The organism is Prochlorococcus marinus CUG1435 (assembly GCA_017644375.1).
In the GTDB taxonomy this organism is placed as follows: domain Bacteria; phylum Cyanobacteriota; class Cyanobacteriia; order PCC-6307; family Cyanobiaceae; genus Prochlorococcus_A; species Prochlorococcus_A marinus_AH.
In genome coordinates, this window is record JAEPLP010000001.1 from 598,488 (window position 1) to 624,709 (window position 26,222).

The window sequence follows — 26,222 nt, forward strand, 5'->3', positions numbered from 1 at the left end:
TCTCAATTCAAAAGCTCGAGTTTTTTAGTAATTCTCTCCATTTGTACCGAACCCTCATTTAATTTAAATCTACATTCATCAACAATATCTTTTGGAGCCTTATCCACGAAATTTTTATTAGATAATCTCTTATTTAAATTATCTAATTCAATAGTCACCTTTTTTAAATCCTTTTTTAGCCTTTCCTGTAATGCATCTATATTTACAAAATCCTGAAAAGGTAAGTAAACCTCTAAATCACTAATTATCCCAGAAAAAGCTTTAGCAAACTCTTTTTTATCAACAGCATTAGGTTTAAAAATAAATACTTCAGAAGATTTAGTTAAGGTTTGAATATCATCAACTAAAATTTTTAGAAAATCAATCAATTCATCATTATCTGAAATCAAGTAAACAGGAACTTTTTCTGATGGCTTGAGACCTAATTCAGCTCTCAAATTTCTAATCAATCTAATAATTTCAAAGAGTTGTTGAAAGGAATTATCAAGCTTATTATCAACAAATTTATTTTCTTGGGTTGGCCATTTTTGAAGAGATAATAATTCTTTATCTGATTTAAGTTGCAGTACATGCCAAAGTTCTTCAGTAATGTGCGGCATAAAAGGATGAATCATCACCAAAATATCATTGAGCACTTTTATTAAAACCTTTTCAGATATTTGTCTATTATTAGTTTCTTTATTATTAAACCTTTGTTTAGCAAATTCTACATACCAGTCACAAAAATCATTCCACGTAAATTCATATAGAAGTTTCGCAGATTCTCCCAATTTATATTCTTTCAATAAAGAAGCGACTTTTATATTTACCTGATTCAATTTCGATAAAATCCACTTATCACATAACTCTAAAGAAGGTTCATCACTCTCATTAAGCGAATCATTATTGTTAGAAGTTTTATTAATTAACACAAATTTAGTTGCATTCCATAATTTATTCGCAAAATTTCTTGAAGCTTCAACAGTTGAAGAGGTATCTTTTTTTCTATCAAAATCAAGCCGGATATCTTGTCCAGCACCTGCAACTTCTCGAATTAAAGCAAATCGCAGAGCATCAGAACCATATTTATCAATTAATAGTATTGGATCAATACCATTACCTGAACTTTTACTCATTTTTTTATTGTTTTCATCTCGAACTAGACCATGAATATAAACATCCTTAAAAGGAATATTATTCGTGAAAGTATTCCCCATCATTGTCATTCTGGCCACCCAGAAGAAAATAATATCGAAACCAGTAACAAGAACATTATTTGGATACCATTTTTTAAAATCAGGATCATTTGTATTTGGCCAACCAAGAGTTGAGAAAGGCCATAAACCACTTGAAAACCATGTATCCAAAACATCTTTATCACGAACCAATTTAATATTTGATCCAAATTTTTTATTAGCTTCAATTAAGGCATCCTCTTCATTTCTTGCAACGATGTATGGAGTATTTTGTTCTATTGAGTCTTGAGCTTCATCTAAAACATACCAAGCTGGTATTTGGTGCCCCCACCACAATTGCCGACTAATACACCAATCATTAATATTCTCTAACCAATCCTTATAAACTTTCTCCCAGCGTGGAGGAATAAACGATGGTTTTTTTGAATAAATTTCATGAAGACATCCTTGTGATATATCATCCATTTTCAAAAACCATTGTGTTGACAATAAGGGTTCAATTGGCACCTTACCTCTATCAGAAAAAGGAACAGTATGTTTATAATCCTCTATCTTTGTCAAAAGGCCTAAGTTATCCAATTCTTTGATAATTTTCTTTCTAGCCTCATATCTATCTAAATTTTGAAAAATACCTGCATTAATATTTAAAGTTCCATCTTTGTTCATTACATTAATCTGTTTTAGATTATGCCTTTTTCCTATTGCGAAATCATTTGGATCATGGGCTGGAGTAACCTTCACACAACCCGTACCAAAATCTTTATCAACATGTGAATCAGCAATAATAGGTATTTCTCTATCAACGAAAGGAACTTTTACTTTGACACCAATAAATTCTTTATACCTATCATCATCAGGATTAACTGCCACAGCAGTATCACCCAAAAGAGTTTCTGGTCTTGTTGTTGCAACTTCTAAATACTTATCTAACTGTTCACCACTTTCAGAAATTAAAGGGTATTTAAAATGCCATAAATGACCATTTACTTCTTGCATTTCAACTTCAAGATCACTTACGGCAGATTGAGATTCAGGGCACCAATTAACCAAATATTCGCCTCTATAAATTAAATTCTTTCTATAGAGAATATTAAAAGCCTCAATAACTGCTTCATTTAATTTTTGATCAAGAGTAAATCTTTCTCTAGTCCAGTCAACTGAATATCCTATCCTTTTTAATTGAGAAACTATTCTTCCACCACTTTGTTCTTTCCAGTTCCATGCTCTTTTAAGAAATTCATCTCTTCCAATGTCCTCGCTTGTTTTGCCTTCACTTTTTAATTGTTTTTCGAGAATAGTTTGAACAGCTATTGAAGCATGATCAGTTCCCGGCAAACACAAAACATTCTTACCTAAAAGTCTTTGAAAACGTACTACAACATCTATCAAAGCCGTATTAAATGCATGCCCCATATGCAAAGATCCAGTTACATTTGGTGGCGGAATAACAACACAAAAAGGCTCCCCATCATCCTCAGGGTTAGGACTAAACGCCTTTAGACTTTCCCATTTTTCTTGCCACTTTTTCTCTACTTCAAAAGGTGAATAATTCTCTAAAGATAATTGATCATTCATCTCTGTCATGTGCAAATTTTATTTCAATAAACTTTTTATTTATTTTATCTTGAGAGCAGCTAATTATTGAAAATAATATTAGTTTGCAAAAAAGACACATCCATTCTACAAAAGTTTGAAACCAGAACCACAAGAACAACGTATTGCATTTTTTGGTGTTGAAATAAGAAATCCACCACCGCTCAAATCACCGTAATAATCTAATTTTAAATCTTTCAGTAAATTAAACTTTTTTACATCCGCGTATAAAGTTACTCCTTCAGTTCTTGAAATAGGGGATCCATTACATGTACCTGGCCTTAATTTAATATGCATCCATCCTTCAGAACAATTTTTATCCTTTACTAAATCAATCGACATTTCTCCAGGAGAACCTCCAAAAGAAGCTTGCCTAGATAGTTCTGAAGCAGCACTTTGACTGATTGAAAGATTGACGATCTCAGTCATTAGAAAAATAATAAATGGGCGATCCAGGGTTCGAACCAGGGACATCCTGCTTGTAAGGCAGGCGCTCTACCGCTGAGCTAATCGCCCTTATAATAAATCATTCTAATAGATGAAGTTGAAAAATTTATACTAAGTATTTAAATATTTCATGATTGAGGCAAAATTTAATTAATAAAATATATATCCTATGTCCTCAAACAATAGATATAAATTGGAAAACAATTCCGATTTAGAGACTATAAATAGTTTTAAAATCTTAATATCTAATATCAAAGCATTAAAAGATAAAACTTGGGGCTGCCCATGGCAGAAAATACAGTCTCATTTATCGTTGATCCCATTTTTATATGAAGAAAGTAATGAATTTATAGAGGCGATATATGAAAACAATGCAGATAACTTATGTGAGGAGTTAGGAGATCTTTTATTACAAGTAATGCTTCATGCTGAAATCGGTTACGAAGAAAAAGAATTTACACTAAATGATGTTATAAAAAATCTAAACAAGAAAATTATTTATAGACATCCATATATTTTTAACAAAAAAGAAAAAGTATCATTAAAAAAATCACAACAGATTTGGGTAAATATAAAAAATTTAGAAAAAGAAGCACCTCATATGAAATCTTCAATTAGTAGAAATTTAAATTTGAAAATTAAAAATTTACCGCCAACGGTTGGAACAGATAAAATCACAAATATCGTTAAAGAACATGGTTTCAAGTGGGAAAGTACTGATCAGATTTTTAAAAAGTTAGAAGAAGAAATTAATGAATTAAAGGAAGCAATTAAAAGTAAAAATGATTCAGAGATAAAAAATGAATTTGGGGATATTTACTTTACCCTTCTTAATCTCTCAAACTTTTTAAAGATTAATCCTGAATCAGCTCTTCAAAAAACTAATATAAAATTTTTAGACAGATTTTCAATCATCGAAGAGCATGCAGGAGATAATATTAAAAAACAAACTCCTAAAGACTTTCAACGGCTTTGGCAAATAGCCAAACAAAAACTGGCGAGAAAAATTCCTAAAAGCAAATGACAAATACTAAAACATGGATAGATGAATATCATAAAGGCTCAAGATTCGGCCTAAATGGAAAAATCCTAATTAAAAAAACCTCAAAATATCAAGAAATTATTGTTATTGAAAATGAATATTATGGTAAAGCTTTAATGTTAGATGGTTGCTGGATGACATCATTAAAAGACGAGAAATATTATCATGAGTGTCTTGTGCATCCTGCTTTAAGTAGCATTGACGAAAAATCTAATGTACTAATTATTGGCGGTGGTGACGGTGGTACTGTAAGAGAATGCATTAAATATTCTCAAATATCAAAAATTGATCTAGTAGAAATTGATGAGGAGGTAATCAAAATATCAAAAAAATTTCTAAAAGAAATTGGAGGCGAAGGATGGAATGACAAAAGATTAGAAATACATGTTGATGATGGCGTTAAATGGGTAAAAAAAACAAGAGATAATTTTTACGACGTTATATTTATAGATTGTTCAGATCCCTCAGAATTTTCAAATTTATTATTTTCAGATTCTTTTTATAAAGAATGTAAAAGAATACTTTCACCAGTTGGGATATTAGCAACGCAAAGCGAATCTCCTGAATCCTTCAAAAAGATTCACATAAATATTTTGAAAACCCTAAAAAATATATTTAAAGTTTCTGAAACTATGTATTCCTTTGTGCCTATATATCCAAGCGGGATTTGGAGTTGGACATTTGCTTCTTCAGAAGATCTAAATTTATCAAAGCAAAATTATGATGAAGTCGTAAAAATAGAAAAAGGATGTGAAATTTGGAATTTAAATTTTCAAAATGCAGCATTCAAAATGATGCCAAATAAAATTGTAAAAGAACTAAATTCATAAGATGACAAAAAATTTATTTGATAACGAAAATGCAATTTATATGGGAGCAAAAAGAAGTCCTGAGAATTGCTCAATTGGAATATTTGGAGTTAATTATGACGGGACATGTTCGTTTAAACCAGGAGCAAGATTTGGTCCAGAAGCAATTAGACAAGTTAGTACTTGTTTAGAAACGTATTGTCCAAAAATAAAAAAAGACTTAGAGGATATTATGTATGTTGATTTTGGATCAATACAAATTAATAAAAATGACTCAAAGTCCGTTATTGAATCGGTTAAATCAGCAACAAATTATTTAATTAGTAAACGCCTAAGTCCTATTATGCTTGGCGGCGAACACTCTATTACAAGAGGTGCTATTGAAGCATTAGTAAAAAAATATCCAGATTTGATATTGGTTCAACTTGATGCTCATGCAGATTTAAGAGAATCATATATAGGAAATGAACATAGTCATGCTTGTACTATGAAAAGATGCTTAGAAGTGCTACCTGAAAAGAAAATTTTGCAAGTAGGAATTAGAAGTGGGACCAAGGAAGAATTTGAAATTATGCATCACAACAACCAATTAGTTCACTTTTGTCCAGGCGAAAATGCAGATGATTTAAAACAAGCTCTTCTACCATACGCTAAGTCTCCAATCTATTTAACAATAGATTTAGATTGGTTTGATCCCAGTTTATTAGCAGGGACGGGCACTCCAGAACCGGGAGGATTTTTTTGGAATGATTTTGAAGAAATACTGAAAACTTTAAAAGGCCTTAGAATTGTAGCTTCAGATATTGTTGAATTATCTCCAGAAATTGATAAAAGCGGAGTAAGTAGCGTAGTGGCAGCCAAAGTACTTAGAAGCTTAATTTTGTCATTAGAAAATATGCAATAAAGAATTTCTAAACTACAGTGTAAAAATACAAAATAAAAACTAAATAATTCATGGATTTGCTAAAAAGTCCTCTTTATTCAAAATATGTTGAATCCAATGCAAAATTAGTGGATTTTGCAGGTTGGGAAATGCCCATATCATTTTCAGGATTAATTAAAGAGCATGAATCAGTTAGATCTTCAGCAGGATTATTTGATATTTCTCACATGGGTGTGATATCTGTTAGGGGAATCAATCCAAAGGATTATATTCAAAAATTTTTTCCTACTAATTTATACTCCTTTTCTAAAGGGCAGGGGCTTTATACAGTAATGCTCAATGATAAAGGAGGAATAATTGATGACTTAATAATTTATGACCTTGGTATACAAGAAAATGACATATCAGAATTATTGTTAATAGTTAATGCAAGTAGATATGAAGAAGATTTTCAGTGGATAAAGAATAATTTAAATAAATATGAAATTTCAATAACAAACTTTAAAAAAGACAAAGTACTTTTAGCACTACAGGGCAAAAACTCATTCGATTTATTTGAAGAATGGCTTGAATCTTCGATCTCACATATCCCTAACTTTGGATGCGAATATAAAATTTTTGAACATATTTCGCCTAAAGAAAAAATTTTCTTTTCAAAGACAGGATATACAGGAGAAAATGGTCTAGAAATACTTTTATCTAAAAAAGCAGCAACTAATTTATGGGATTTCTCAATTTCCAAAAATGTTGCACCTTGTGGTTTAGGAGCTAGAGATACTCTTAGACTTGAAGCAGGCATGCATCTTTATGGTCAAGACATAAATGAAGAAACTTCTCCATATGAAGCAGGGTTAGGTTGGCTAGTACATCTAGAAAATAATCACGAATTCTTCGGAAGAAGATTTCTTGAAGAGCAGTCAAGATTAGGTATTCAAAAAAAGTTAGTTGGTCTCTATATAGAAGGTAAAGCAATAGGAAGAAAAGGTTGCATAGTTTTTAAAGGTGAAGAAAATATTGGAACTATCACAAGCGGCAGTTGGTCTCCAACTAAACAACAAGCTATAGCTTTTGCATACATCAATACTGCGCATGCCTCAATAAATAATGAAGTGCAAATATTAATAAGAGGCAAAAAATTCAAAGGGGTTATAACAAAAAGAGCGTTTTATAAAAAAAATTATTAACTAAATTTACCCTTAAAGAATTATTATAAGTTATTGATAAATAAATCATACTTAGATGAGAAACAAAATTTGCAAAGAACTCAATAATACAGATATTGGTAAATTAGTTAATTTATGCGGATGGGTAGATAGAAGAAGAGATCATGGTGGTGTAATTTTTATTGATTTAAGAGACCATAGTGGATTCCTACAAATCACAATTAACCCCGATGATGGTGCAGATTTATTTAATCAAGCAGAAACTCTAAGAAATGAGACAGTAATAATGGTTAGCGGAATTATTAATGAAAGGCCCAAAGATTCCATAAATACAAATTTAAGTACTGGAGAGTTAGAGCTTAAGGTTAAAGATTTGCAAATTCTCAACCAAATTAAAAAAAACTTACCTTTTCCAGTATCTATACATGATTATGAAAATACAAAAGAGGAACTCAGATTAAAGTATAGATACCTTGATTTAAGAAGGGGAAAATTACTAGAAAATTTAAAAACAAGACATAAGATTATTAAAGTTGCAAGAGAATTTCTTGATAATTTTGGATTTACAGAAGTAGAGACCCCATTACTTACAAAATCAACTCCAGAAGGTGCTCGCGATTTTCTTGTTCCTGCACGTCTTTCAAATGGAGAATTTTTTGCTTTACCTCAATCCCCACAACTATTCAAACAACTTTTAATGGTTGGAGGCCTGGACAAGTATTATCAAATCGCAAAATGTTTCCGTGATGAAGACTTAAGAGCAGATAGACAACCAGAGTTTACTCAATTAGATATTGAGATGAGCTTTATTAGTGAAGAAGAAATAATTTCTTTTAATGAAAGTCTCATAAAAAAAATATGGAAAGAAGTGTTAAATATTAATTTTAATAATGCTTTTCCAAGAATGTCATGGCAGGCAGCAATGGATAATTACGGCACTGATAGACCAGATACTAGATATCAAATGTTATTAAAAGATTTAGGAGGAGTATTAGGTGATATTGGATTTAATATTTTCACCAAGGCAATTAAATCTGGAGGTTCTATAAAATCCATTACAGTCAAAGGAGGTAATTCAAGTATTAGCAACGTAAGAATTAAACCAGGAGGTGATATCTTCCAAGTAGCTCAAGATGCAGGAGCAGGTGGTTTGGCCTTTATAAGGGTCAAAGGAGATGAGCTTGAGACTATTGGGGCAATTAAAAATAATTTAAGTGAAGCGCATACAGCTGATATTTTAAAAATCACAGAAGCAAAAGATGGAGACTTAATCCTCTTAGGAGCTGGAGATAAACAAATTGTCAATCAGTCATTAGATAGGGTTAGACAATATATCGCAAAAGACTTAAATCTCATTGATAAAAGTAAATGGAATTTCTTATGGGTAACTGACTTCCCGATGTTTGAGAGAAATGAAGAGGAAAATAGATATGAAGCTTTACATCATCCTTTTTGTTCACCAAAAAATATAAAATCTAAAGATTCTGAAAACTTGAAAAAAGAAATTGAGAGCTCTACAGCAAATGCTTATGACTTAGTTCTTAATGGATTGGAGTTAGGAGGTGGCTCTTTACGTATTCATGAAGCTAACTTACAAAGAGAGGTTCTGAAAACGGTAGGACTTACTGATAAAGAGATTGATGAAAAATTTGGATTTTTAATAGAAGCCTTAGAAATGGGTGCTCCTCCTCATGGTGGGATTGCGTTTGGATTAGATCGAATTACCATGCTGATCATTGGTGCAGATTCAATCAGAGAAACCATTGCTTTTCCAAAAAATCAACAAGCAAAATGTCTTCTCACAAATGCACCTTCAAATGTCTCTGAATCACAATTAAAAGAATTAAATATTGAAATAACAATTGATGAATAAGAATATATATGGATGTTCTAAAAGTTTTTTGTTTAAATAAAATATAAGGAGGATGTGCTTAATTAAAAATATTTAATGTCAAAATTTGTATTTGTCACCGGGGGAGTAGTTTCTAGCATTGGTAAAGGAATTGTAGCTGCAAGCTTAGGAAGATTATTAAAGTCTAGGGGATACAGTGTTTCAATATTAAAACTAGATCCATATCTAAATGTTGATCCAGGCACGATGAGCCCTTTCCAACATGGAGAAGTATTTGTAACCGAAGATGGGGCTGAAACCGATCTAGATTTAGGTCACTATGAAAGATTCACTGATACTGCAATGACTAGGTTAAATAGTGTGACTACAGGATCTATCTATCAAGCAGTTATCAATAAAGAAAGAAGAGGTAGTTATGACGGTGGAACTGTGCAAGTAATACCTCACATAACGGGAGAAATAAGAGAAAGAATTCATAGAGTAGCCTCCAACAGTAATGCAGATATTATTATTACTGAAATTGGTGGAACAGTTGGTGATATTGAATCTCTACCTTTTTTAGAGGCAATAAGAGAATTCAAAAATGATGTCAATAGGAACGATGTTGCATACATACACGTAACATTACTTCCTTACATCAAAACCTCTGGCGAAATAAAAACTAAACCAACACAACATTCAGTTAAAGAATTAAGATCAATTGGAATTCAGCCAGATTTACTTGTATGCCGAAGTGATAAATCTATCAATGAAGCTCTTAAAAAGAAGCTTAGTGGTTTTTGCGGTGTGAGTATCAACTCTGTAATTGAAGCTTTAGACGCAGACAGTATTTATTCTGTACCTCTTTCTTTAAAAAAAGAAGGTTTATGTAAAGAAACCCTGAAGTATTTAGACCTTGAAGATAAAAAATGTGATTTGAAAAATTGGGAGCAACTAATACACAACCTAAGAAATCCTGGAGCTCCTATCAAAGTTGCTCTAGTGGGTAAATATATTGAACTTGGAGATGCATATTTATCCGTTGTTGAAGCTTTAAGACATGCATGCATTGAACAAAAGGCTTTATTAGATTTACATTGGGTAAGTGCTGAAATGATAGAAAAAAATTCAGCAGAAACTTACTTAAATGAGGTTGATGCAATTGTCGTACCCGGGGGATTTGGCAATAGAGGAGTAAATGGAAAAATTTCTGCTATAAAATTCGCAAGAGAAAATAAAATTCCCTTTTTAGGTTTGTGCCTTGGTATGCAATGTGCAGTTATAGAATGGGCCAGGAATATAGCTAATCTTCCAGATGCATCTAGTTCAGAACTAGACCCAAACACTCCCAATCCAGTGATACATTTATTACCAGAACAGGAAGATGTAGTTGATTTAGGTGGAACAATGAGACTTGGAGTCTATCCATGTAGATTGACAAAAAATACAACTGGAAAAAACTTATATGATGAGGATGTTATTTATGAGAGACATCGACATAGATATGAATTTAATAATTACTACAAACAAAGTTTTTTAGATTCTGGATACAAAATTAGTGGTACATCACCAGATGGCAGATTAGTTGAGTTAATTGAGTTAGAAAATCATCCTTACTTCTTAGCGTGTCAATATCATCCCGAGTTTTTATCACGACCTGGCAAACCTCATCCTTTATTTAAAGGTTTAATAAAAGCCTCTCAAGATAAGTTAACTCAATCAAATTAATATTCTTTATTTTTTTGAATGTAAATGACAAATTTTTTACCCTTAGTCGAACAATTTCATTCATTACAAGGTGAAGGTTATCACGCTGGAAAAAGTGCTTTTTTTGTAAGATTAGCCGGATGTAAAGTTGGATGTTCTTGGTGCGATACCAAGAATTCATGGGACGAGAAAAAACACCCTTCTATACCAATTGAAAAAATAATAGATCGCATAAAAATTGCTAGAGAAAAAGGAGCATCTTTTTGCGTTATTACAGGCGGAGAACCTTTACAACATAACTTGGATAATTTTTGCAAAGCCATAAAAAAAATGAAAATGGGAGAAGAAACAAAGCCAATGAAGATTCATATTGAGACAAGTGGAGTAAATTCGATTTCAGGAAGCTTTGACTGGATTACTTTATCTCCTAAAAGACACTCACCTCCAAAAAATTATTTTTTAAAAAACTGTAATGAAATCAAAATAATCATAAATGGAATAGAAGATATCGAATTTGCTATTCAAATAAAAAAAGAAACTTTAAAACAAGATCAACTCTCTAAAAGCGAAGATGGCTTAAAAAAAGAAAATAAAATTTTTTATTTACAGCCAGCATGGAACAATGCGAATGGTTTTTCTCTTGCTATTGATTTCGTAAAAAATAACCCCGATTGGAAATTGAGCCTTCAAACTCACAAATACTTAAAAATTAATTGAAATCATATGACTCTTAAAAATAAATCGATAGTAGTTTTATTATCTGGAGGTTTAGATTCTTCTACAGTTACTGGTATCGCAAAAAAATCTGAAGCTAAAATTTTTGGCCTTTCCTTTGACTACGGTCAACGTCATAAAAAAGAATTAAATTCCGCATCAATAATTGCAAAACACTTTGATATCGAAGAATTTAAAATCATTAAGCTTGACTTATCTTTATGGGGAGGCTCGTCATTAACTGATACTCAAAAAAATATTCCGATAGAAGGAGTACAAACTAATAAAATTCCTAATACTTATGTTCCTGGGAGAAATACTATATTTATTTCCGTTGCACTAAGTTATGCAGAAGCAATAGATGCTGATTTTATAGGATTAGGAGTTAATGCACTAGATTATTCTGGTTACCCAGATTGCAGACCTGACTACATTAAAAAATTTCAAGAATTAGCAGATTTAGCCAATAAAAGAGGAAGAGAAAATAATCCAATAAAACTTTGGACACCACTATTAGATTTAAATAAAGAGGAAATTATTAAATTAGCTTTTGATAATCATGTCCCTTTAGATAAAACATGGAGTTGTTATTCGGGTAATTCAAAACCATGCGGTAAGTGTGATAGCTGCAGAATTAGAAATGCAGCTTATGAAAAATGGCTTAATAACAAAAATAAAAAATGAAAATAAAAAAAATAATTCTAGAAAAATGGATAGATCCAGCACTGATTACGCATCATCTAACAAAAAAATTCGGAGATAAAGGATTAGCTTGGCTAGATAGTGATGGCAAAGAAAATGGGGAATGGTCAATAATAGGAATTAAACCTAAAAAAATAATCCAATCAAGAGATATCAATAACTTAGACAAAACTAATAATCCATTTAACAATTTAAAAAATATTGAAAAAGGATTTTGGATCGGATGGTTAAGTTATGAAGCTGGAGTTTATATAGAACCCAAAAATCCATGGCGAAAATCTAATATGGCAACTTTATGGATTGCATCATATGATCCAATCATTAAATGTAATCTAATAAAAAAAGAAATAATTATCGAAGGCACAAACTCATCTGAACTGATGAATTATAAAAATATAATCAACAATATAAAAAATATTGAAGAAGAAAATATTATTAAAACAAATTTGAATTTTGATTTTTCAAAAATAAATTTGGAAGAAATGGCTGAAACATTTCAGAAAAATATTCTAAAATTGAAAAAATTAATTTCCCTAGGGGATATATTTCAAGCAAACCTAACAACTAAATGCGAAATTAAATCTTCCAAAAACTATAATCCTCTAGATATTTATTTAAAAATAAGAAGGAAATTAAGAGCTCCCTTTGGAGGAATAATAATAAATAATGATAATTATAAAGAGGCTGTATTATCTACCTCGCCAGAAAGATTTATAAAAATAGATAATAAAAATTTTGTAGAATCAAGACCTATCAAAGGAACTAGATCCAGAGATAAGGATTTAAATCAAGACGCACTTAATGCTATCGATTTAATAACCAACGAAAAAGATAGAGCCGAAAATATTATGATTGTTGACCTAATAAGAAATGATTTAAGTAAAGTTTGCGAAACAGGAAGTATTATGGTGCCAGAAATATTAAAACTTGAAAGTTTCTTAAAAGTTCATCATCTAACTTCAGTAATCAGAGGCAAATTAAAAAAAGATAAAAACTGGATTGATTTACTAAAAGCTTGTTGGCCCGGGGGCTCTATAACTGGAGCACCTAAATTAAGATCATGCCAGAGACTTTTTGAATTAGAAGAATGTGAACGTGGACCATACTGTGGATCATTTTTGAAGCTTGACTGGAATGGAGAGTTTGACAGCAATATACTAATAAGATCATTTTTAATTAAAGACAAAAAAATCAATATATATGCTGGTTGCGGAATAGTTATTGACTCAAACCCTGAAGAGGAAACTAATGAACTAAAGTGGAAACTTTTACCGTTAATTGATTCACTAAGATGATTGAAACATTAGGCTGGCACAAGGATCAATGGTTGGATATTGATAGAATATTTATTGCTGCTAATAATAGAGGATTAAAATTTGCTGATGGTATATTTGAAACCATTTTGATAAAAGAAAACAAACCTATTCTTTTTGATGAACATCTGAAAAGGTTAGAAAAAAGTAGCAAGATTTTAAATATTAATCTCAAAATAAATAAATTAACTTTGAAACAACTTATTCACGATGGAATTAGAAAGTTATCGCTTGCAAATGATCAATTTGCTTCAGTAAGAATAAACTATAGTCGAGGAACTAATGAAGGTCGAACACTAACAATTGATAGCACTTCAGAGACAAAAGATTTGGATAATTTATGGCTTGAGTTCTATAGAATCAAACCAAATTTTAATCCGATAAACGTTTGCATTAGTCAAACGGAAGCAATAAATGAATTCAGTCTTATAAGTAAATGCAAAACATTTTCATATAATCAGGCAATACAAGTTTTGACAGAAGCTAATGAAAAATCATTTGATGATTCTATCCTTTTGAATACGTCAGGTGAACTTTGTTGTGGAAGTACATTTAATCTTCTAATTAAAAGAAATAATCAATGGATAACTCCTAGAAAAGAGAGCGGCTGTTTAGAGGGGATTATGGTTTCTAAAGCTTTAAAATTGAAAGTTGTAAAAGAAGAATTAATTCCTCCAGAATTTCAAAATGAAGACATAGTAGTTGCAATTAATAGCTTATCTTGCAGACAAATTAATCAAGTTAATGATTTAAAGTTTAAAACTAAATTCGATCCAATTTACTTTTGGGATTTATTGTATAGTTGAACTTTATTAATATCTGGTAAATAGACATCAGATACTTTAGTTATATTGTTGTTAACCTTAAATTGAACAATTTTTCCAATAATAATGATTGATGGAGCTAAAAATTCTTTATCTTTGATTTTATCTGGGAGATTATCTAATTTCTCTATCAAACATTTTTGATTTTTTAAAGTAGCTTCTTGAATAACAGCGCATTTAGTATTCTTATCCAAACCACCTATAATTAATTCTTGCACAATAAATTCAATATTTTTTATACCCATAAAAATTACTAAGCTATCTGATGATTTAGCTAAATCTCTCCAATTAACTGTCTTTTTTTCCTTATCTACACGCTCATGTCCAGTGACGAAAGTTACAGAACTCGCAGCATCTCTATGGGTTAGTGGAATACCAAAATACGTGGGGGCAGCTATCCCAGAAGTAATACCAGGAACTATTTCAACTGAAATGCCATTTTTTTCTAAAATCGATACCTCTTCACCACCCCTAGAAAAAACGAATGGATCTCCCCCTTTAAGCCTTACAACATTTTTGCCTTCTTTTGCTAATTTCAAAATAAGAGCATTAGTTTCAGCCTGAGGAACAGAACACTTTCCTGCTCTTTTGCCTACATGATAAATTTCTGTATTTTTTCCTGCCTCTTTTGTTATTTCATCTGGAATTAAAGCATCATGAACTAATGCATCACAATTTTTTATTAAACGTAATGCTTTTAGAGTTAAAAGCTCAGGATCACCAGGACCTGCCCCAACTAAATAAACAATACCAGGCACATAAATCTCCATTAACAAGTATGGTAATAAAAGTTAATCGCAATGAAGGTAAATATTGTGAAAGAAAGTTTATTGAAACCAAACAAAAAATTTACTCTCCTGAGTGCTTTTGTCACTCTTTTAAATGATCGATTAAGTGAAAGTATACTTTTACCCATTTTACCCTCTTTTGTTTTACTTTTTGACTCTAAAGCTAGTACATATGGCTTGTTATCATGCACCTACCAACTTGCACAATTTACAGCTTCCCCTTTTATTGGACTTATGAGTGATAGATACGGCAGAAGGCCTGTCACTCTTTTTTGTATTACAGGCTCAATAATTGGAATAGCCATACTATCTTTTACTGTTCTTTTTAATTGGTCCAATTCAATAGCCACTATCCCATTATTTTTATTATTCTTAGCGAGACTAATTGACGGATTAAGTGGAGGAACTGCAGCCACTGCAACAACAATTCTTGCAGATATTTCAAGTCCTGAAAAAAGAGCAAAAACATTTGGTCTTATTGGTGTAGCTTTTGGTTTAAGTTTTTTCTTAGGTAATATTTTCGTTGTAATATTTGCAAAAAATACAGATAATGACTTTATCATTCCAGTTTTAATAGCATCAATTATTCCAATAATAAATTTTCTTCTAGTTTTCTTTTACTTGCCAGAAACAAAACCAAATAATTCTTCAACTAAATCAAAAAATATTTTAAAAAACCCTTTAAAAGAGCTTTTTAAAGTATTCAAAGAAGAAAAGATTAAAAAATTATCATTAGCTTTTTTTATTTACTTTATTGCTTTTACTGGATTGACCAATATCCTAATATTTTTCCTTCAAGAATCTTTAAACTGGACGACCAAAGCATCAAGTGGAACTCTTGTTGTAGTAGGAATCATTGCAATTATCGTTCAGGGAGGATTCATTGGTCCTCTGGTAAAGCAATTTGGTGAAATGCGATTAACACTTATCGGATCAGGCTTCATTCTTGTGGCATGTGCACTTTTGATAACCGCTCCAAAAGAGAATGCAACAATAAATATTTATTCAGCTGTTTCATTTTTGGCCATTGGGGCAGGGTTAATTACACCCACCTTAAGAGCACTAATATCAAAGAAATTAGAAATTGATAAACAAGGCTCAATTTTAAGTAGCCTTCAGGGACTACAAAGTCTGGGAGGAGTTTTAGGAATTGCAATGGCGGGTAGGGTTTATGATAGTTTTGGTCCTAGATCACCTTTTATAGCTGGTTCCGTTATCTTACTTTTCATGATATACCTTATTGCAGAGGGTAAAAATAATAATTCTTTTAACAATCAAAAATCAAAAGTATTTTAATGAAAAGCCAGGCTGATGTTTTTATTAATAGAGAATTAAGTTGGATTGAATTCAATAAAAGAGTACTACTAACTGGTTTTGAAAAGAAGTACAAAATACTAGATAAAGTAAAATTTTGTTCAATTTTTAGCAATAATCTTGATGAATTTTTTATGGTAAGGGTAGCTTCTTTAAAGGCGCAAGTTGAAGCAGGTATTACTAAAAAAAGTATTGACGGACTTACTCCTAAAGAGCAATTAACAAGAATCAACAAAGAAGTAAAAAAATTAACTACTCTTCAAGAAAGCTATGTAAATAATGAATTAAATAATGAATTAAAAAAACAAGGTGTAATTTTAAAAAAATATAAGGATCTGAGTGAAAATCAAAGAAATTGGTGTAATAACTTCTTTACGTCATCTATTTTCCCTTTATTAACTCCATTAGTTGTTGATCCAGCACATCCATTCCCTTTTATAAGTAATTTAAGTCTAAATTTAGCTGCTTTAATAAGAGATGGGGAAGATTCTAAAAATCAGTTTGTTAGAGTAAAAATACCAACAAAAAATATAAATCGATTTATACAAATTCCCAATGAAATTATTCAACAAGGCGATGAAAATTCTTATTTTTTCATAAGTGTTGAAGATTTAATTGGAAATAATATAAATACTTTATTTAATGGAATGGAATGTATAAATTACTCTTTTTTTAGAGTAACGAGAGATGCAGATTTAGAATTAAAAGAACTTGAAGCTGATGATCTTCTTTTAGCCGTTGAACAAAGTTTGCAAAAGAGAAGATTAGGTGGAGACGTAGTTAGATTAGAAGTTGAATCAGATATACCAGCAAATATTCTAAAATTACTTATAGAAAGTATCTCAATACAAAAAGAATACATATACTTTTGCAAAAGTTTTTTAGGCCTTGACGATTTAAATCAGCTGACAAAAATTAATAGAGATGATTTAAAAGAAAATCTACTAATTGGGGAAACTCACCCACAATTAAAAAATTTAGATTTACCTTCAAACAAAAACCTCGATTCTATTTTCAATATACTGAGGAAAAAAAATATTCTTCTTCATCATCCATACGACTTATTTAAAACATCAGTTGAGGAATTTATAAATAAAGCTGCTGATGATCCACTTGTAATGGCTATAAAAATTACTTTATATAGAGTTTCCAAGGATTCGCCTATTATTGCAGCATTAATGAGAGCTGCAGAGAATGGGAAAGAGGTAATGACTCTTGTTGAACTAAAAGCAAGATTTGATGAAGACAATAATATTCAATGGGCAAAACAACTTGAACAAGCTGGAATTCATGTTGTATATGGAATCATAGGATTTAAAACACATACAAAAATAGCTTTAATAGTAAGAAAAGAAAAAGGACGATTAAGGAATTATTTTCATATTGGAACGGGAAATTATAACTCCAATACCTCAAGGTTTTATACAGATTTAGGATTACTTTCAACAGATCCTGATATTGCCTCAGATTTACTTGAGTTATTTAATTACTTATCAGGTTTTTCTAAACAAAAAAGTTATAAAAAATTATTAGTTTCTCCCTCATCGATGAGAGAGAAATTTATATTTCTCATAAAAAGAGAAATTCAAAATGCAGAGGAAGGCAAAAAAGCTGAAATAATTGCAAAAATGAATTCTTTAGTAGATCCAGAAATAATTAAACTTCTTTATTTAGCTTCTGATTCAGGTGTAAAAATTAATCTTATTATAAGAGGTATTTGTTGCTTATATCCCCAAAGAAAAAATCTAAGTGAAAATATTAAAGTGATAAGCATTATTGGCCATTTCCTTGAACACTCAAGAATTTTTTGGTTTTGCAATAATGGTGATCATGAAGTTTTCATTGGGAGTGCAGATTGGATGAGAAGAAACCTAGATAGAAGAATTGAAGCTGTTACTCCAATAGAAGATACTGAATTAAAATTTCACCTACAAGCTCTTTTGCAAACATATATTAAAGATGATTACTTTTCTTGGATAATGAAAGAAGATGGTTCTTACGAAAAATATGCAATAGATTCAGCTAAGAATCGTTCACAATTTGACCTCATAAAAAATAAAGAAAATATTGATTTTTATAACATTTACAAAAATACTTAATATTTTAAATTTTTTTTTATTTTTTTAAAAGCCTTTTATATCAATAGATTTCAAGGAATTAAGATAAAAAAAGAATTTTTTGTCTTTAAAGTTTCAAAGTAAAAGTAGTTTTTATTTCGATTTCAGTGCTAGTTTTTTAAAAAATCCACTATTAGGAGGCCAGGGTGATGGGGATCCCTCTGGAATCTGCAAAGAGCTCTTCAAATAATATTGATGAGCCTAGATTACCAAACACTTCGGGCAAAGCTCGTAAAACAAAATCCAGTCTAACTTCAAAACAAAGCCAAAAAAAATCTGGACGGATTGCTTCAGATTCTATTGGTCATTATCTAAGTAGTATTGGCAGAGTTCCTCTTCTGACACCAGCAGAGGAAATAGAGTTGGCTCATCATGTTCAAAACATGAAAAAATTGCTTCAAACTCCAGAATCTGAGAGAACTCAACGACATCATTATCAAATTAAGATAGGGAAAAAAGCTAGAGATAGGATGATGGCCGCTAATCTAAGACTTGTAGTTTCCGTTGCAAAAAAATACCAAAATCAAGGGCTAGAGTTACTAGACCTTGTCCAAGAAGGAGCTATTGGCCTGGAAAGAGCTGTAGATAAATTTGATCCTGCAATGGGATATAAGTTTTCAACTTATGCTTATTGGTGGATTAGACAAGGTATGACAAGGGCTATCGACAACAGTGCTAGGACAATACGTTTGCCTATTCACATCAGTGAAAAGCTATCTAAAATGAGAAGAGTATCTCGTGAGTTATCGCACAAATTTGGGCGACAACCTACTAGATTAGAAATGGCAACCGAAATGGGGATAGATCAAAAAGATTTAGAAGATTTAATTTCTCAAAGCGCTCCTTGTGCCTCTCTCGATGCCCACGCAAGAGGAGAAGAAGACAGAAGCACTCTTGGGGAACTTATACCTGATCCTAATTGTGAAGAACCTATGGAAGGCATGGATAGGACCATTCAAAAAGAACACTTAGGTACTTGGCTCTCACAGCTAAACGAAAGAGAACAAAAAATTATGAGGCTCAGATTTGGCCTAGATGGAGAAGAACCACTAACTCTCGCAGAGATTGGAAGACAAATAAATGTTTCACGCGAGCGAGTAAGGCAACTTGAAGCAAAAGCAATATTGAAACTTAGAGTAATGACAACTCATCAAAAAGCAGCCTAATCAAATTGCTAAAATACATAATAATTTTATTTTATTTATTTTCAATTTTTTTAATATCAACAATTTTTAAAAAAGATAATAAAGATAGCAGAGAAGTTGTTAGAAAAATAATACATATTGGCATAGGACCAGTAATACCAATTGCACAAATTTTAAAAATTAATCAAAATTCAGCTCTCATTTTTACAGGGCTTATTACTTTAATGGTTTTTATAAATTATAAATATAAAATATTTCCATCAATTGAAGATATTGAGAGAAAAAGTTATGGAACATTATTTTACTGCATTAGTTTATTTTTTTTAATTTTTCTTTTCTGGGAAAAAGATCCTTATTCATTAATTACTGGATTTTTTATAATGACGTTTGGAGATGGACTAGCTGGCTTAATAGGCAAAAGCTTTGACTCAAAGAACTGGATTTTTCTTAAACAAAAAAAATCATTGCTTGGTACTTTTACAATGTTTTTAGCAAGTTTAGTTGTAATTTTCTCATTAGGATACATTCAGCAAAATAGTTTTAATTTAAATTATTTTACAATAGCCTTTTTAGCCACTATTCTTGAACAATTTAGTGTTTTAGGAATAGATAACTTAATTGTTCCAATCACATCAGCCTTGTGTTTTAATTTTTTTATAACTAATTAACTGAGCTATACAAAATAGCAAGTAATTCTTTTGTAGTTTCTATATCTATGCATGCATCTGTAATGCTTCTGCCAAACTCAAGATCCTCTTTTTTTAAAAGTTTTTGATTACCTTCCTTAAGATGACTTTCGATCATAACTCCCAAAATATTTTTTTCACCATTATTGATTTGAGAAGCTATGTTTTTTAACACTTCTGACTGTTTTCGGAAATCCTTGTTGGAATTTCCATGACTACAATCAATCATTACTTTATAAGGAAGATTACATCGCTTTAGTTCAGAGGAAATTTTTTGAACATGATGACCTTCAAAATTTGGACCTTTTGAGCCTCCTCTTAAAACTATATGGCCATCTGGGTTTCCCGTAGTGTTAACAATAGAAGCCATTCCATTATCATTTACCCCTAAAAAATGGTGTGATCTTGAAGCTGACTGCATTGCATTTATTGCAGTATTAAAAGAGCCATCCGTTCCATTTTTAAAGCCAATGGGCATCGACAATCCAGATGCCATTTCCCTATGTGTTTGGCTTTCAGTAGTCCTCGCGCCTATGGCTGTCCAACTTATCAAATCAGCAATATATTGAGGAACAATTGGGTCTAGTAGTTCTGTGGCAGATGGTATTCCACGAGTTGCTAAATATGAAAGCAAACTTCTTGCCCTTCTTAAACCGGTATTAATATCATAAGAATTATCTAAATGTGGATCATTTATAAGTCCCTTCCAGCCAATAGTTGTTCTTGGTTTCTCAAAATAAACTCTCATTATTATTTCTAATTTATCTTGATAAATTTCTCGAAAATTTTGAATATATTTTGAATATTCTTTTGCCGCCTCTAGATCATGAATAGAACATGGACCAACAATGACTAAAAGTCTCTTATCATTTTGATGCAAAATATTTTGTATCGATCTTCTCGTTTTAGATACTGTACTAGCAGAGATATGTTCTAAAGGTATATCATTATGTAATCTGCTTGGAGGTATTAATGGACGTGTCTCAAGAACACGTAAATCTGATGTTTTTTCTAAAGCTGAATTATTTGATGATGTCGTCATTGATTAATTAAGAAATTTGAATATTTAAAAAAGCATTTATGAATACTCTCCTTTTCAATATTAAAAATAACAATAGATTAGGCATTAAACCTTACTAATGAAGAATTTGGAAACATTGCTAAAAGATTATGCAGATCACGTAGCGAAAAGAGCTGCCAAAGGTATACCACCTTTACCTTTAAATGCTAATCAAACAAATTGTGTTACAAAATTATTGGAACAAGATAGTAATTGTGATTCATCTCTCTTGCTTGATTTACTAATAAATAGAGTATCACCAGGAGTTGATGAGGCTGCATATGTAAAAGCAAGCTGGCTTACAGCTATTGTTAATTCAGAAAAATATTGCAAATTCATAAATCCTGAAAAAGCAATTGAAATACTAGGGACAATGATAGGAGGATATAATGTAAATTCTCTGGTCGAAATACTTAAAGGCGAAAATAGTTTACTTGCTAAGAAAGCCGCAGAAGTTTTAAAAAATATTATTCTTGTTTACGACTCAGCTAATGAGATTTATGAATTGTCTCGAAATAATATTTATGCAAAAGAGGTTATAAATAGTTGGGCAGATGCAGAATGGTTCAAAAATAAAAAAGTTTTAGAGAAAGAGATTACTTGCTTGGTATTTAAAGTTGACGGAGAAACAAACACAGACGACTTATCTCCTGCTGTACATGCCACAACACGTCCAGATATACCAATGCACGCATTAGCTATGTTGGAATTTAAAAACCCAGATGGACTAAAGATTCTAGAAAATTTAAAAAAACAAAATTTACCAATAGCTTATGTTGGAGATGTTGTTGGAACAGGTAGTTCTAGAAAATCTGCTATTAATTCACTCATCTGGCATATAGGCGAAGATATCCCTTTTGTTCCAAACAAAAAAACAGGTGGAATAATAATAGGCAGCAAAATAGCTCCTATTTTCTTTAATACTGCTCAAGATTCAGGAGCTTTACCTATAGAAGCTGACGTATCTAATATGAAAACTGGAGATACTCTTAAAATATATCCTTATGAAGGCATTATCAAAAAAATTGAAAAAAATTCAAATACTGAAGAATTAATAAGCAAGTTCGACTTATATCCATCAACTCTTACTGATGAGATTCAAGCTGGCGGCAGAATTAATCTTATGATTGGAAGATCTCTTACGGACAAAATTAGAAACAAATTAGACTATCAGGCGAGTGAAATATTTACCCGACCACAAAATCCAAAAGAAAGTAATTCTGGGTTTACTCAAGCTCAAAAAATAGTTGGAAAAGCATGCGGTCTAGATGGAGTCAGGCCAGGAATGACCTGTGAACCAATAATGACCACAGTTGGCAGCCAAGATACTACTGGACCAATGACTAGAGATGAACTAAAAGAACTCGCTTGTTTAGGATTCACTGCAGATTTAGTTATGCAAAGTTTTTGTCATACAGCTGCTTATCCTAAACCAGTTGATCTAGTTACCCATAAAGAACTGCCTGATTTTATATCCCAAAGAGGTGGAGTAGCCCTTAAACCTGGAGACGGCATCATTCATAGCTGGCTTAACAGAATGCTTCTCCCTGATACTGTTGGAACTGGTGGAGATAGTCATACAAGATTCCCTCTTGGCATTTCATTTCCTGGAGGCTCGGGCATTGTTGCCTTCGCGGCTGCAATAGGATCAATGCCATTAAATATGCCGGAATCTGTACTAGTTAAATTTACAGGAGAATTATTACCAGGAATTACTTTAAGAGATTTAGTAAATGCAATTCCTCTCTTTGCAATTAGAAAAGGACTCTTAACTGTTGAAAAAGCAAATAAAAAAAATATATTTAACGGGAAAATTATGGAAATTGAGGGATTACCTAACTTAAAACTTGAACAAGCTTTCGAACTTACTGATGCTACTGCAGAACGCTCATGCGCAGGTAGCACAATACTTTTATCTCAAGAAACTGTTCAAGAATACTTAAGAAGCAATATTTGCTTGCTAGAAAAAATGATTGAAAGCAATTATGAAGACTCAAAATCGATTTCAAGAAGAATAAATGATATGAAAAATTGGTTAAAAAAACCCTCATTAATTCAGCCAGACTCAAACGCTAAGTATGAAGAAACCATTGAGATTGATTTAGCAAAAGTAACACAACCAATAGTTGCCTGCCCTAACGATCCAGATAACGTCAAGGAAATAACGGATGTTGCCAATACAAATATTGACGAAGTTTTTATAGGTTCTTGTATGACAAATATTGGTCATTACAGAGCAGCTGCAAAAGTTCTTGAAGGTGTGCAAAATTTGAAAGCTAAATTATGGATTTGCCCACCGACAAAAATGGATGAAGAAACTTTAAAAACTGAAGGCTATTATAAAATATTTGAAAATTGTGGTGCAAGATTAGAGTTACCAGGCTGTTCTTTATGTATGGGAAATCAAGCCAGAGTAAACGAAGGATCTGTAGTATTTTCTACTAGTACAAGAAATTTTGACAATAGACTTGGGAAAAATGCGCAAGTATTTTTGGGGAGTGCTGAATTAGCAGCAGTTTGCGCACTTCTTGGAAAAATTCCTGAATTAGAAGAATATCAGGATATTACTAAAAATAAAATTAATCCATATTCAGATGAACTTTATCGTTATCTTCAATTTGATGAAATACACGATTTCAGTTTGTCAAAATGATCATGAATTATGCCAAACCTCATAAAAGAAAATATTCAAAAAACCAGTAATAATTCTTCTCGTAGTATCAAAAAATTATTAAGACAAAGATCTCTCGTCGTTGCATTTTCGCTTTTATTAACTGGTCTAGGAGCTTCAATTACGAGCATATTTTTTAAAACTGGAATCTACTTTTTTAATAATTGGAGATTAGCACTTTTAGACCAATTTCCATCTATTACAGTATTACCAATTTTTGGAGCTGTAGGAGGAGCAATTGCAGGATATTTAATAAAAAATATTGCACCTGCAGCAAAAGGTTCAGGTGTGTGTCAAATTATGGGTTTCTTAAGACATAAAAAAGTGCCAATGAATATAAAAGTAGGATTAGTAAAGCTCGTATCAGGAATTATTGCTATTGGCAGTGGATTCCCTTTGGGTCCAGAGGGGCCATCGGTTCAAATGGGAGGATCAGTTGCTTGGCAAATGGCTAAATGGCTCAAAGCTCCTACGGCTTTCAGAAGAGTGATAGTAGCAGCAGGTGGTGGTGCTGGAATAGCTGCAGTATTTAGCGCTCCTTTAGGAGGGTTTATTTATGCAATAGAAGAGCTATTAAACTCTGCTAGACCAGTAATTTTGCTTTTAGTAGTAGTTACAACTTTCATTGCAGATTCATCTGCTGATATTCTTCAAGCCTTGGGTTTAGATCCTAAAGCAGGAGGCTTTGATTTTAACCTCGGATTTCTGATTCAAAAAGAATATGACCCATCAGTTTTCTTCTTACCTATAGATTTTATTTACCTAGTTTTACTAGGAATAATTATTGGGATTTTTGCAGAACTATACAGCAAATATGTTTTGTTAATGCAAAATATTGGGAAAAAGTGGTATAAAAATAAATTTATTTTAAAAATGAGTATCTGTGGACTTATTTTGGGAAGTATCTATTCTTTTTTACCAAGTACATTTCATAATTTAGATGAATTACAGAAAATAATAGCTGAGCAAAATACAAGTATCGGAATTGCTTTGTTAGCAGTTTTAGTATTATTTATCACGACAGGTTTAGCTGCAGCATCTGGAGCTCCTGGAGGATTATTTTATCCAATGCTTACTTTGGGAGGATCAGTCGGACTCATAATGGGGAACTGGGTAGAAATTGCAACAGGACATGCACCTAGCACATACATTTTTGCCGGAATGGGAGCTTTTGTAGCAGGATGTTCGCGAACACCAATAACAGCTATGTTTTTAGCTTTTGCCTTAACAAAAAATTTATTGATAATGAAACCTGTCTTAATTAGCTGCATTGCTAGTTTTTTTATGGCAAGAGCTTTTAATGAAGAGTCAATTTATGAAAGACAAATACAAATAGAATTAGAAGACTAAGAAATTATCTTCAATCAAAAACAGCAGTTTTGCTGTTATAAACAAATACTTGATGATTTAAATGTAATCTAACTGCTCTTGCTAGAGCTATTCTCTCAATATCTCTTCCTTTTCTAATCAAATCATCTACTTCATCCCTATGACTTACATTAACTGTGCATTGCTCTATTATCGGACCATCATCAAGATCTTCAGTAACGTAGTGGGCTGTAGCACCGATCAATTTTACACCCCTCTTCCATGCTCGATGATATGGTTGCGCCCCCTTAAATGCGGGTAAGAAAGAATGATGAATATTTATAATTGAAGAAAACTTTTTTAAAAAAGAGTCGCTCAAAATTTGCATGTATTTGGCTAATACAACAAGATCAATTTCATATTCTTGTAGCAAATTTAAAAATTGATCTTCAACATCAGATTTATCATTATTAAAAGTATCAATATAGACAAATTGCGCATTAAAATCATTTGCAATAATTTCAAGATCAGAATGATTTGAAATTATTAACGGCACTTTCATTTTGAGTTCACCATTTCTTACTCGCCAAAGTAAATCAATCAAACAATGATTTTGTTTACTCACGAAAATAGCAACATTTGGAATCTCATCAGAATAGTTTACGTTAAATTTTCCATTTACTTCAGATGCAATTTTTTCAAATTCATCGTAAATTTGATCTCTATTAAAAGATGGATTTTTACTATCCCATTCGATTCGACTAAGAAACAAACCAGCATCTTGATCTGTATGATGATCAGAATGCTTTATATTGCCACCATAATTTGAAATCCAACTTGTAAGTAGACTTACAAGACCAGGTCTATCGGGACAAACAATTTTGAATATAATTGAAGGATGTTCCAAAAATCTTTAACTATTTAGTCAGG

21 protein-coding genes and 1 tRNA gene are annotated in these 26,222 nt (G+C 31.5%); 16 read left to right on the forward strand and 6 right to left on the reverse strand.

What is annotated here, in order from left to right; genetic code table 11:
* Positions 1-2 precede the first annotated feature (2 nt).
* The 3 genes from JJ844_03430 to JJ844_03440 form a co-directional block, all read right to left on the reverse strand.
* A complete protein-coding gene (locus JJ844_03430) occupies positions 3-2,759 on the reverse strand; it encodes a valine--tRNA ligase (protein MBO6974727.1) in 2,757 nt (918 codons plus the stop codon).
* Between the two features lie 96 nt (positions 2,760-2,855).
* Positions 2,856-3,242, reverse strand: coding sequence for an AIR synthase (locus tag JJ844_03435; GenBank protein MBO6974728.1), 387 nt, complete (start codon positions 3,240-3,242; stop codon positions 2,856-2,858).
* A tRNA-Val gene (locus JJ844_03440) sits at positions 3,213-3,284 on the reverse strand. The genes JJ844_03435 and JJ844_03440 overlap by 30 nt, the downstream gene beginning before the upstream one ends.
* 100 nt (positions 3,285-3,384) lie before the next feature.
* On the opposite strand from JJ844_03440, the gene mazG reads away from it, so the two are divergent.
* From mazG to JJ844_03490, 10 genes are all read left to right on the forward strand, one after another.
* Positions 3,385-4,239: a nucleoside triphosphate pyrophosphohydrolase gene (gene mazG / locus JJ844_03445; protein ID MBO6974729.1), complete on the forward strand. Its 855-nt coding sequence runs from the start codon at positions 3,385-3,387 to the stop codon at positions 4,237-4,239.
* Positions 4,236-5,087, forward strand: coding sequence for a polyamine aminopropyltransferase (gene speE, locus JJ844_03450; GenBank protein MBO6974730.1), 852 nt, complete (start codon positions 4,236-4,238; stop codon positions 5,085-5,087). Before mazG ends, speE begins: the two co-directional genes overlap by 4 nt.
* Position 5,088: 1 nt before the next feature.
* Positions 5,089-5,970: an agmatinase gene (speB, locus tag JJ844_03455; protein MBO6974731.1), complete on the forward strand. Its 882-nt coding sequence runs from the start codon at positions 5,089-5,091 to the stop codon at positions 5,968-5,970.
* A 50-nt stretch (positions 5,971-6,020) separates the two neighbouring features.
* Positions 6,021-7,133 carry a glycine cleavage system aminomethyltransferase GcvT gene (gene gcvT, locus JJ844_03460; GenBank protein ID MBO6974732.1) on the forward strand — a complete coding sequence of 371 codons (1,113 nt, stop codon included), beginning with the start codon at positions 6,021-6,023 and terminating at the stop codon, positions 7,131-7,133.
* Positions 7,134-7,188: 55 nt separating this feature from the next.
* The gene (gene aspS / locus JJ844_03465; GenBank protein ID MBO6974733.1) at positions 7,189-8,985 is read left to right on the forward strand and encodes an aspartate--tRNA ligase; all 1,797 of its coding nucleotides are present in this window, start codon (positions 7,189-7,191) and stop codon (positions 8,983-8,985) included.
* Positions 8,986-9,060: 75 nt separating this feature from the next.
* Complete coding sequence (locus JJ844_03470; GenBank protein MBO6974734.1) at positions 9,061-10,671, forward strand: CTP synthase; 1,611 nt, start codon at positions 9,061-9,063, stop codon at positions 10,669-10,671.
* A 24-nt stretch (positions 10,672-10,695) separates the two neighbouring features.
* A complete protein-coding gene (locus JJ844_03475; GenBank protein ID MBO6974735.1) occupies positions 10,696-11,367 on the forward strand; it encodes a 7-carboxy-7-deazaguanine synthase QueE in 672 nt (223 codons plus the stop codon).
* A gap of 6 nt (positions 11,368-11,373) precedes the next feature.
* The gene (queC, locus tag JJ844_03480; GenBank protein ID MBO6974736.1) at positions 11,374-12,048 is read left to right on the forward strand and encodes a 7-cyano-7-deazaguanine synthase QueC; all 675 of its coding nucleotides are present in this window, start codon (positions 11,374-11,376) and stop codon (positions 12,046-12,048) included.
* Positions 12,045-13,361, forward strand: coding sequence for an anthranilate synthase component I family protein (locus JJ844_03485; GenBank protein MBO6974737.1), 1,317 nt, complete (start codon positions 12,045-12,047; stop codon positions 13,359-13,361). The genes queC and JJ844_03485 overlap by 4 nt, the downstream gene beginning before the upstream one ends.
* Positions 13,358-14,185, forward strand: a complete 828-nt coding sequence (locus JJ844_03490) for an aminotransferase class IV (protein ID MBO6974738.1) — start codon at positions 13,358-13,360, stop codon at positions 14,183-14,185. The genes JJ844_03485 and JJ844_03490 overlap by 4 nt, the downstream gene beginning before the upstream one ends.
* On the opposite strand, the gene cobA is transcribed toward JJ844_03490, so the two are convergent.
* Positions 14,158-14,961 (reverse strand): uroporphyrinogen-III C-methyltransferase, encoded by an 804-nt coding sequence (cobA, locus tag JJ844_03495; GenBank protein MBO6974739.1) that lies wholly within the window; start codon positions 14,959-14,961, stop codon positions 14,158-14,160. The two genes, JJ844_03490 and cobA, sit on opposite strands and share 28 nt — an antisense overlap.
* Positions 14,962-15,018: 57 nt before the next feature.
* Here cobA and JJ844_03500 point away from each other — a divergent pair, with 57 nt between their 5' ends.
* The 4 genes from JJ844_03500 (at position 15,019) to JJ844_03515 (ending at position 20,235) form a co-directional block, all read left to right on the forward strand.
* A complete protein-coding gene (locus JJ844_03500) occupies positions 15,019-16,287 on the forward strand; it encodes an MFS transporter (protein ID MBO6974740.1) in 1,269 nt (422 codons plus the stop codon).
* Positions 16,287-18,404, forward strand: coding sequence for a polyphosphate kinase 1 (ppk1, locus tag JJ844_03505; GenBank protein MBO6974741.1), 2,118 nt, complete (start codon positions 16,287-16,289; stop codon positions 18,402-18,404). The genes JJ844_03500 and ppk1 overlap by 1 nt, the downstream gene beginning before the upstream one ends.
* Before the next feature lie 167 nt (positions 18,405-18,571).
* Positions 18,572-19,588: an RpoD/SigA family RNA polymerase sigma factor gene (locus JJ844_03510; GenBank protein ID MBO6974742.1), complete on the forward strand. Its 1,017-nt coding sequence runs from the start codon at positions 18,572-18,574 to the stop codon at positions 19,586-19,588.
* 5 nt (positions 19,589-19,593) lie between these two features.
* Positions 19,594-20,235: a dolichol kinase gene (locus JJ844_03515; protein MBO6974743.1), complete on the forward strand. Its 642-nt coding sequence runs from the start codon at positions 19,594-19,596 to the stop codon at positions 20,233-20,235.
* Here JJ844_03515 and JJ844_03520 read toward each other — a convergent pair.
* Positions 20,228-21,295 carry a 3-deoxy-7-phosphoheptulonate synthase gene (locus JJ844_03520; GenBank protein MBO6974744.1) on the reverse strand — a complete coding sequence of 356 codons (1,068 nt, stop codon included), beginning with the start codon at positions 21,293-21,295 and terminating at the stop codon, positions 20,228-20,230. The genes JJ844_03515 and JJ844_03520 overlap by 8 nt on opposite strands.
* A 97-nt stretch (positions 21,296-21,392) precedes the next feature.
* Here JJ844_03520 and acnB point away from each other — a divergent pair, with 97 nt between their 5' ends.
* Both acnB and JJ844_03530 read left to right on the forward strand, forming a co-directional pair.
* A complete protein-coding gene (acnB, locus tag JJ844_03525) occupies positions 21,393-23,966 on the forward strand; it encodes a bifunctional aconitate hydratase 2/2-methylisocitrate dehydratase (protein ID MBO6974745.1) in 2,574 nt (857 codons plus the stop codon).
* A 9-nt stretch (positions 23,967-23,975) separates the two neighbouring features.
* Positions 23,976-25,334 (forward strand): ClC family H(+)/Cl(-) exchange transporter, encoded by a 1,359-nt coding sequence (locus JJ844_03530; GenBank protein MBO6974746.1) that lies wholly within the window; start codon positions 23,976-23,978, stop codon positions 25,332-25,334.
* 10 nt (positions 25,335-25,344) lie between these two features.
* Here the strand turns inward: JJ844_03530 and purU are convergent, their stop codons facing one another.
* Complete coding sequence (purU, locus tag JJ844_03535) at positions 25,345-26,199, reverse strand: formyltetrahydrofolate deformylase (protein ID MBO6974747.1); 855 nt, start codon at positions 26,197-26,199, stop codon at positions 25,345-25,347.
* Positions 26,200-26,222: the final 23 nt, after the last annotated feature.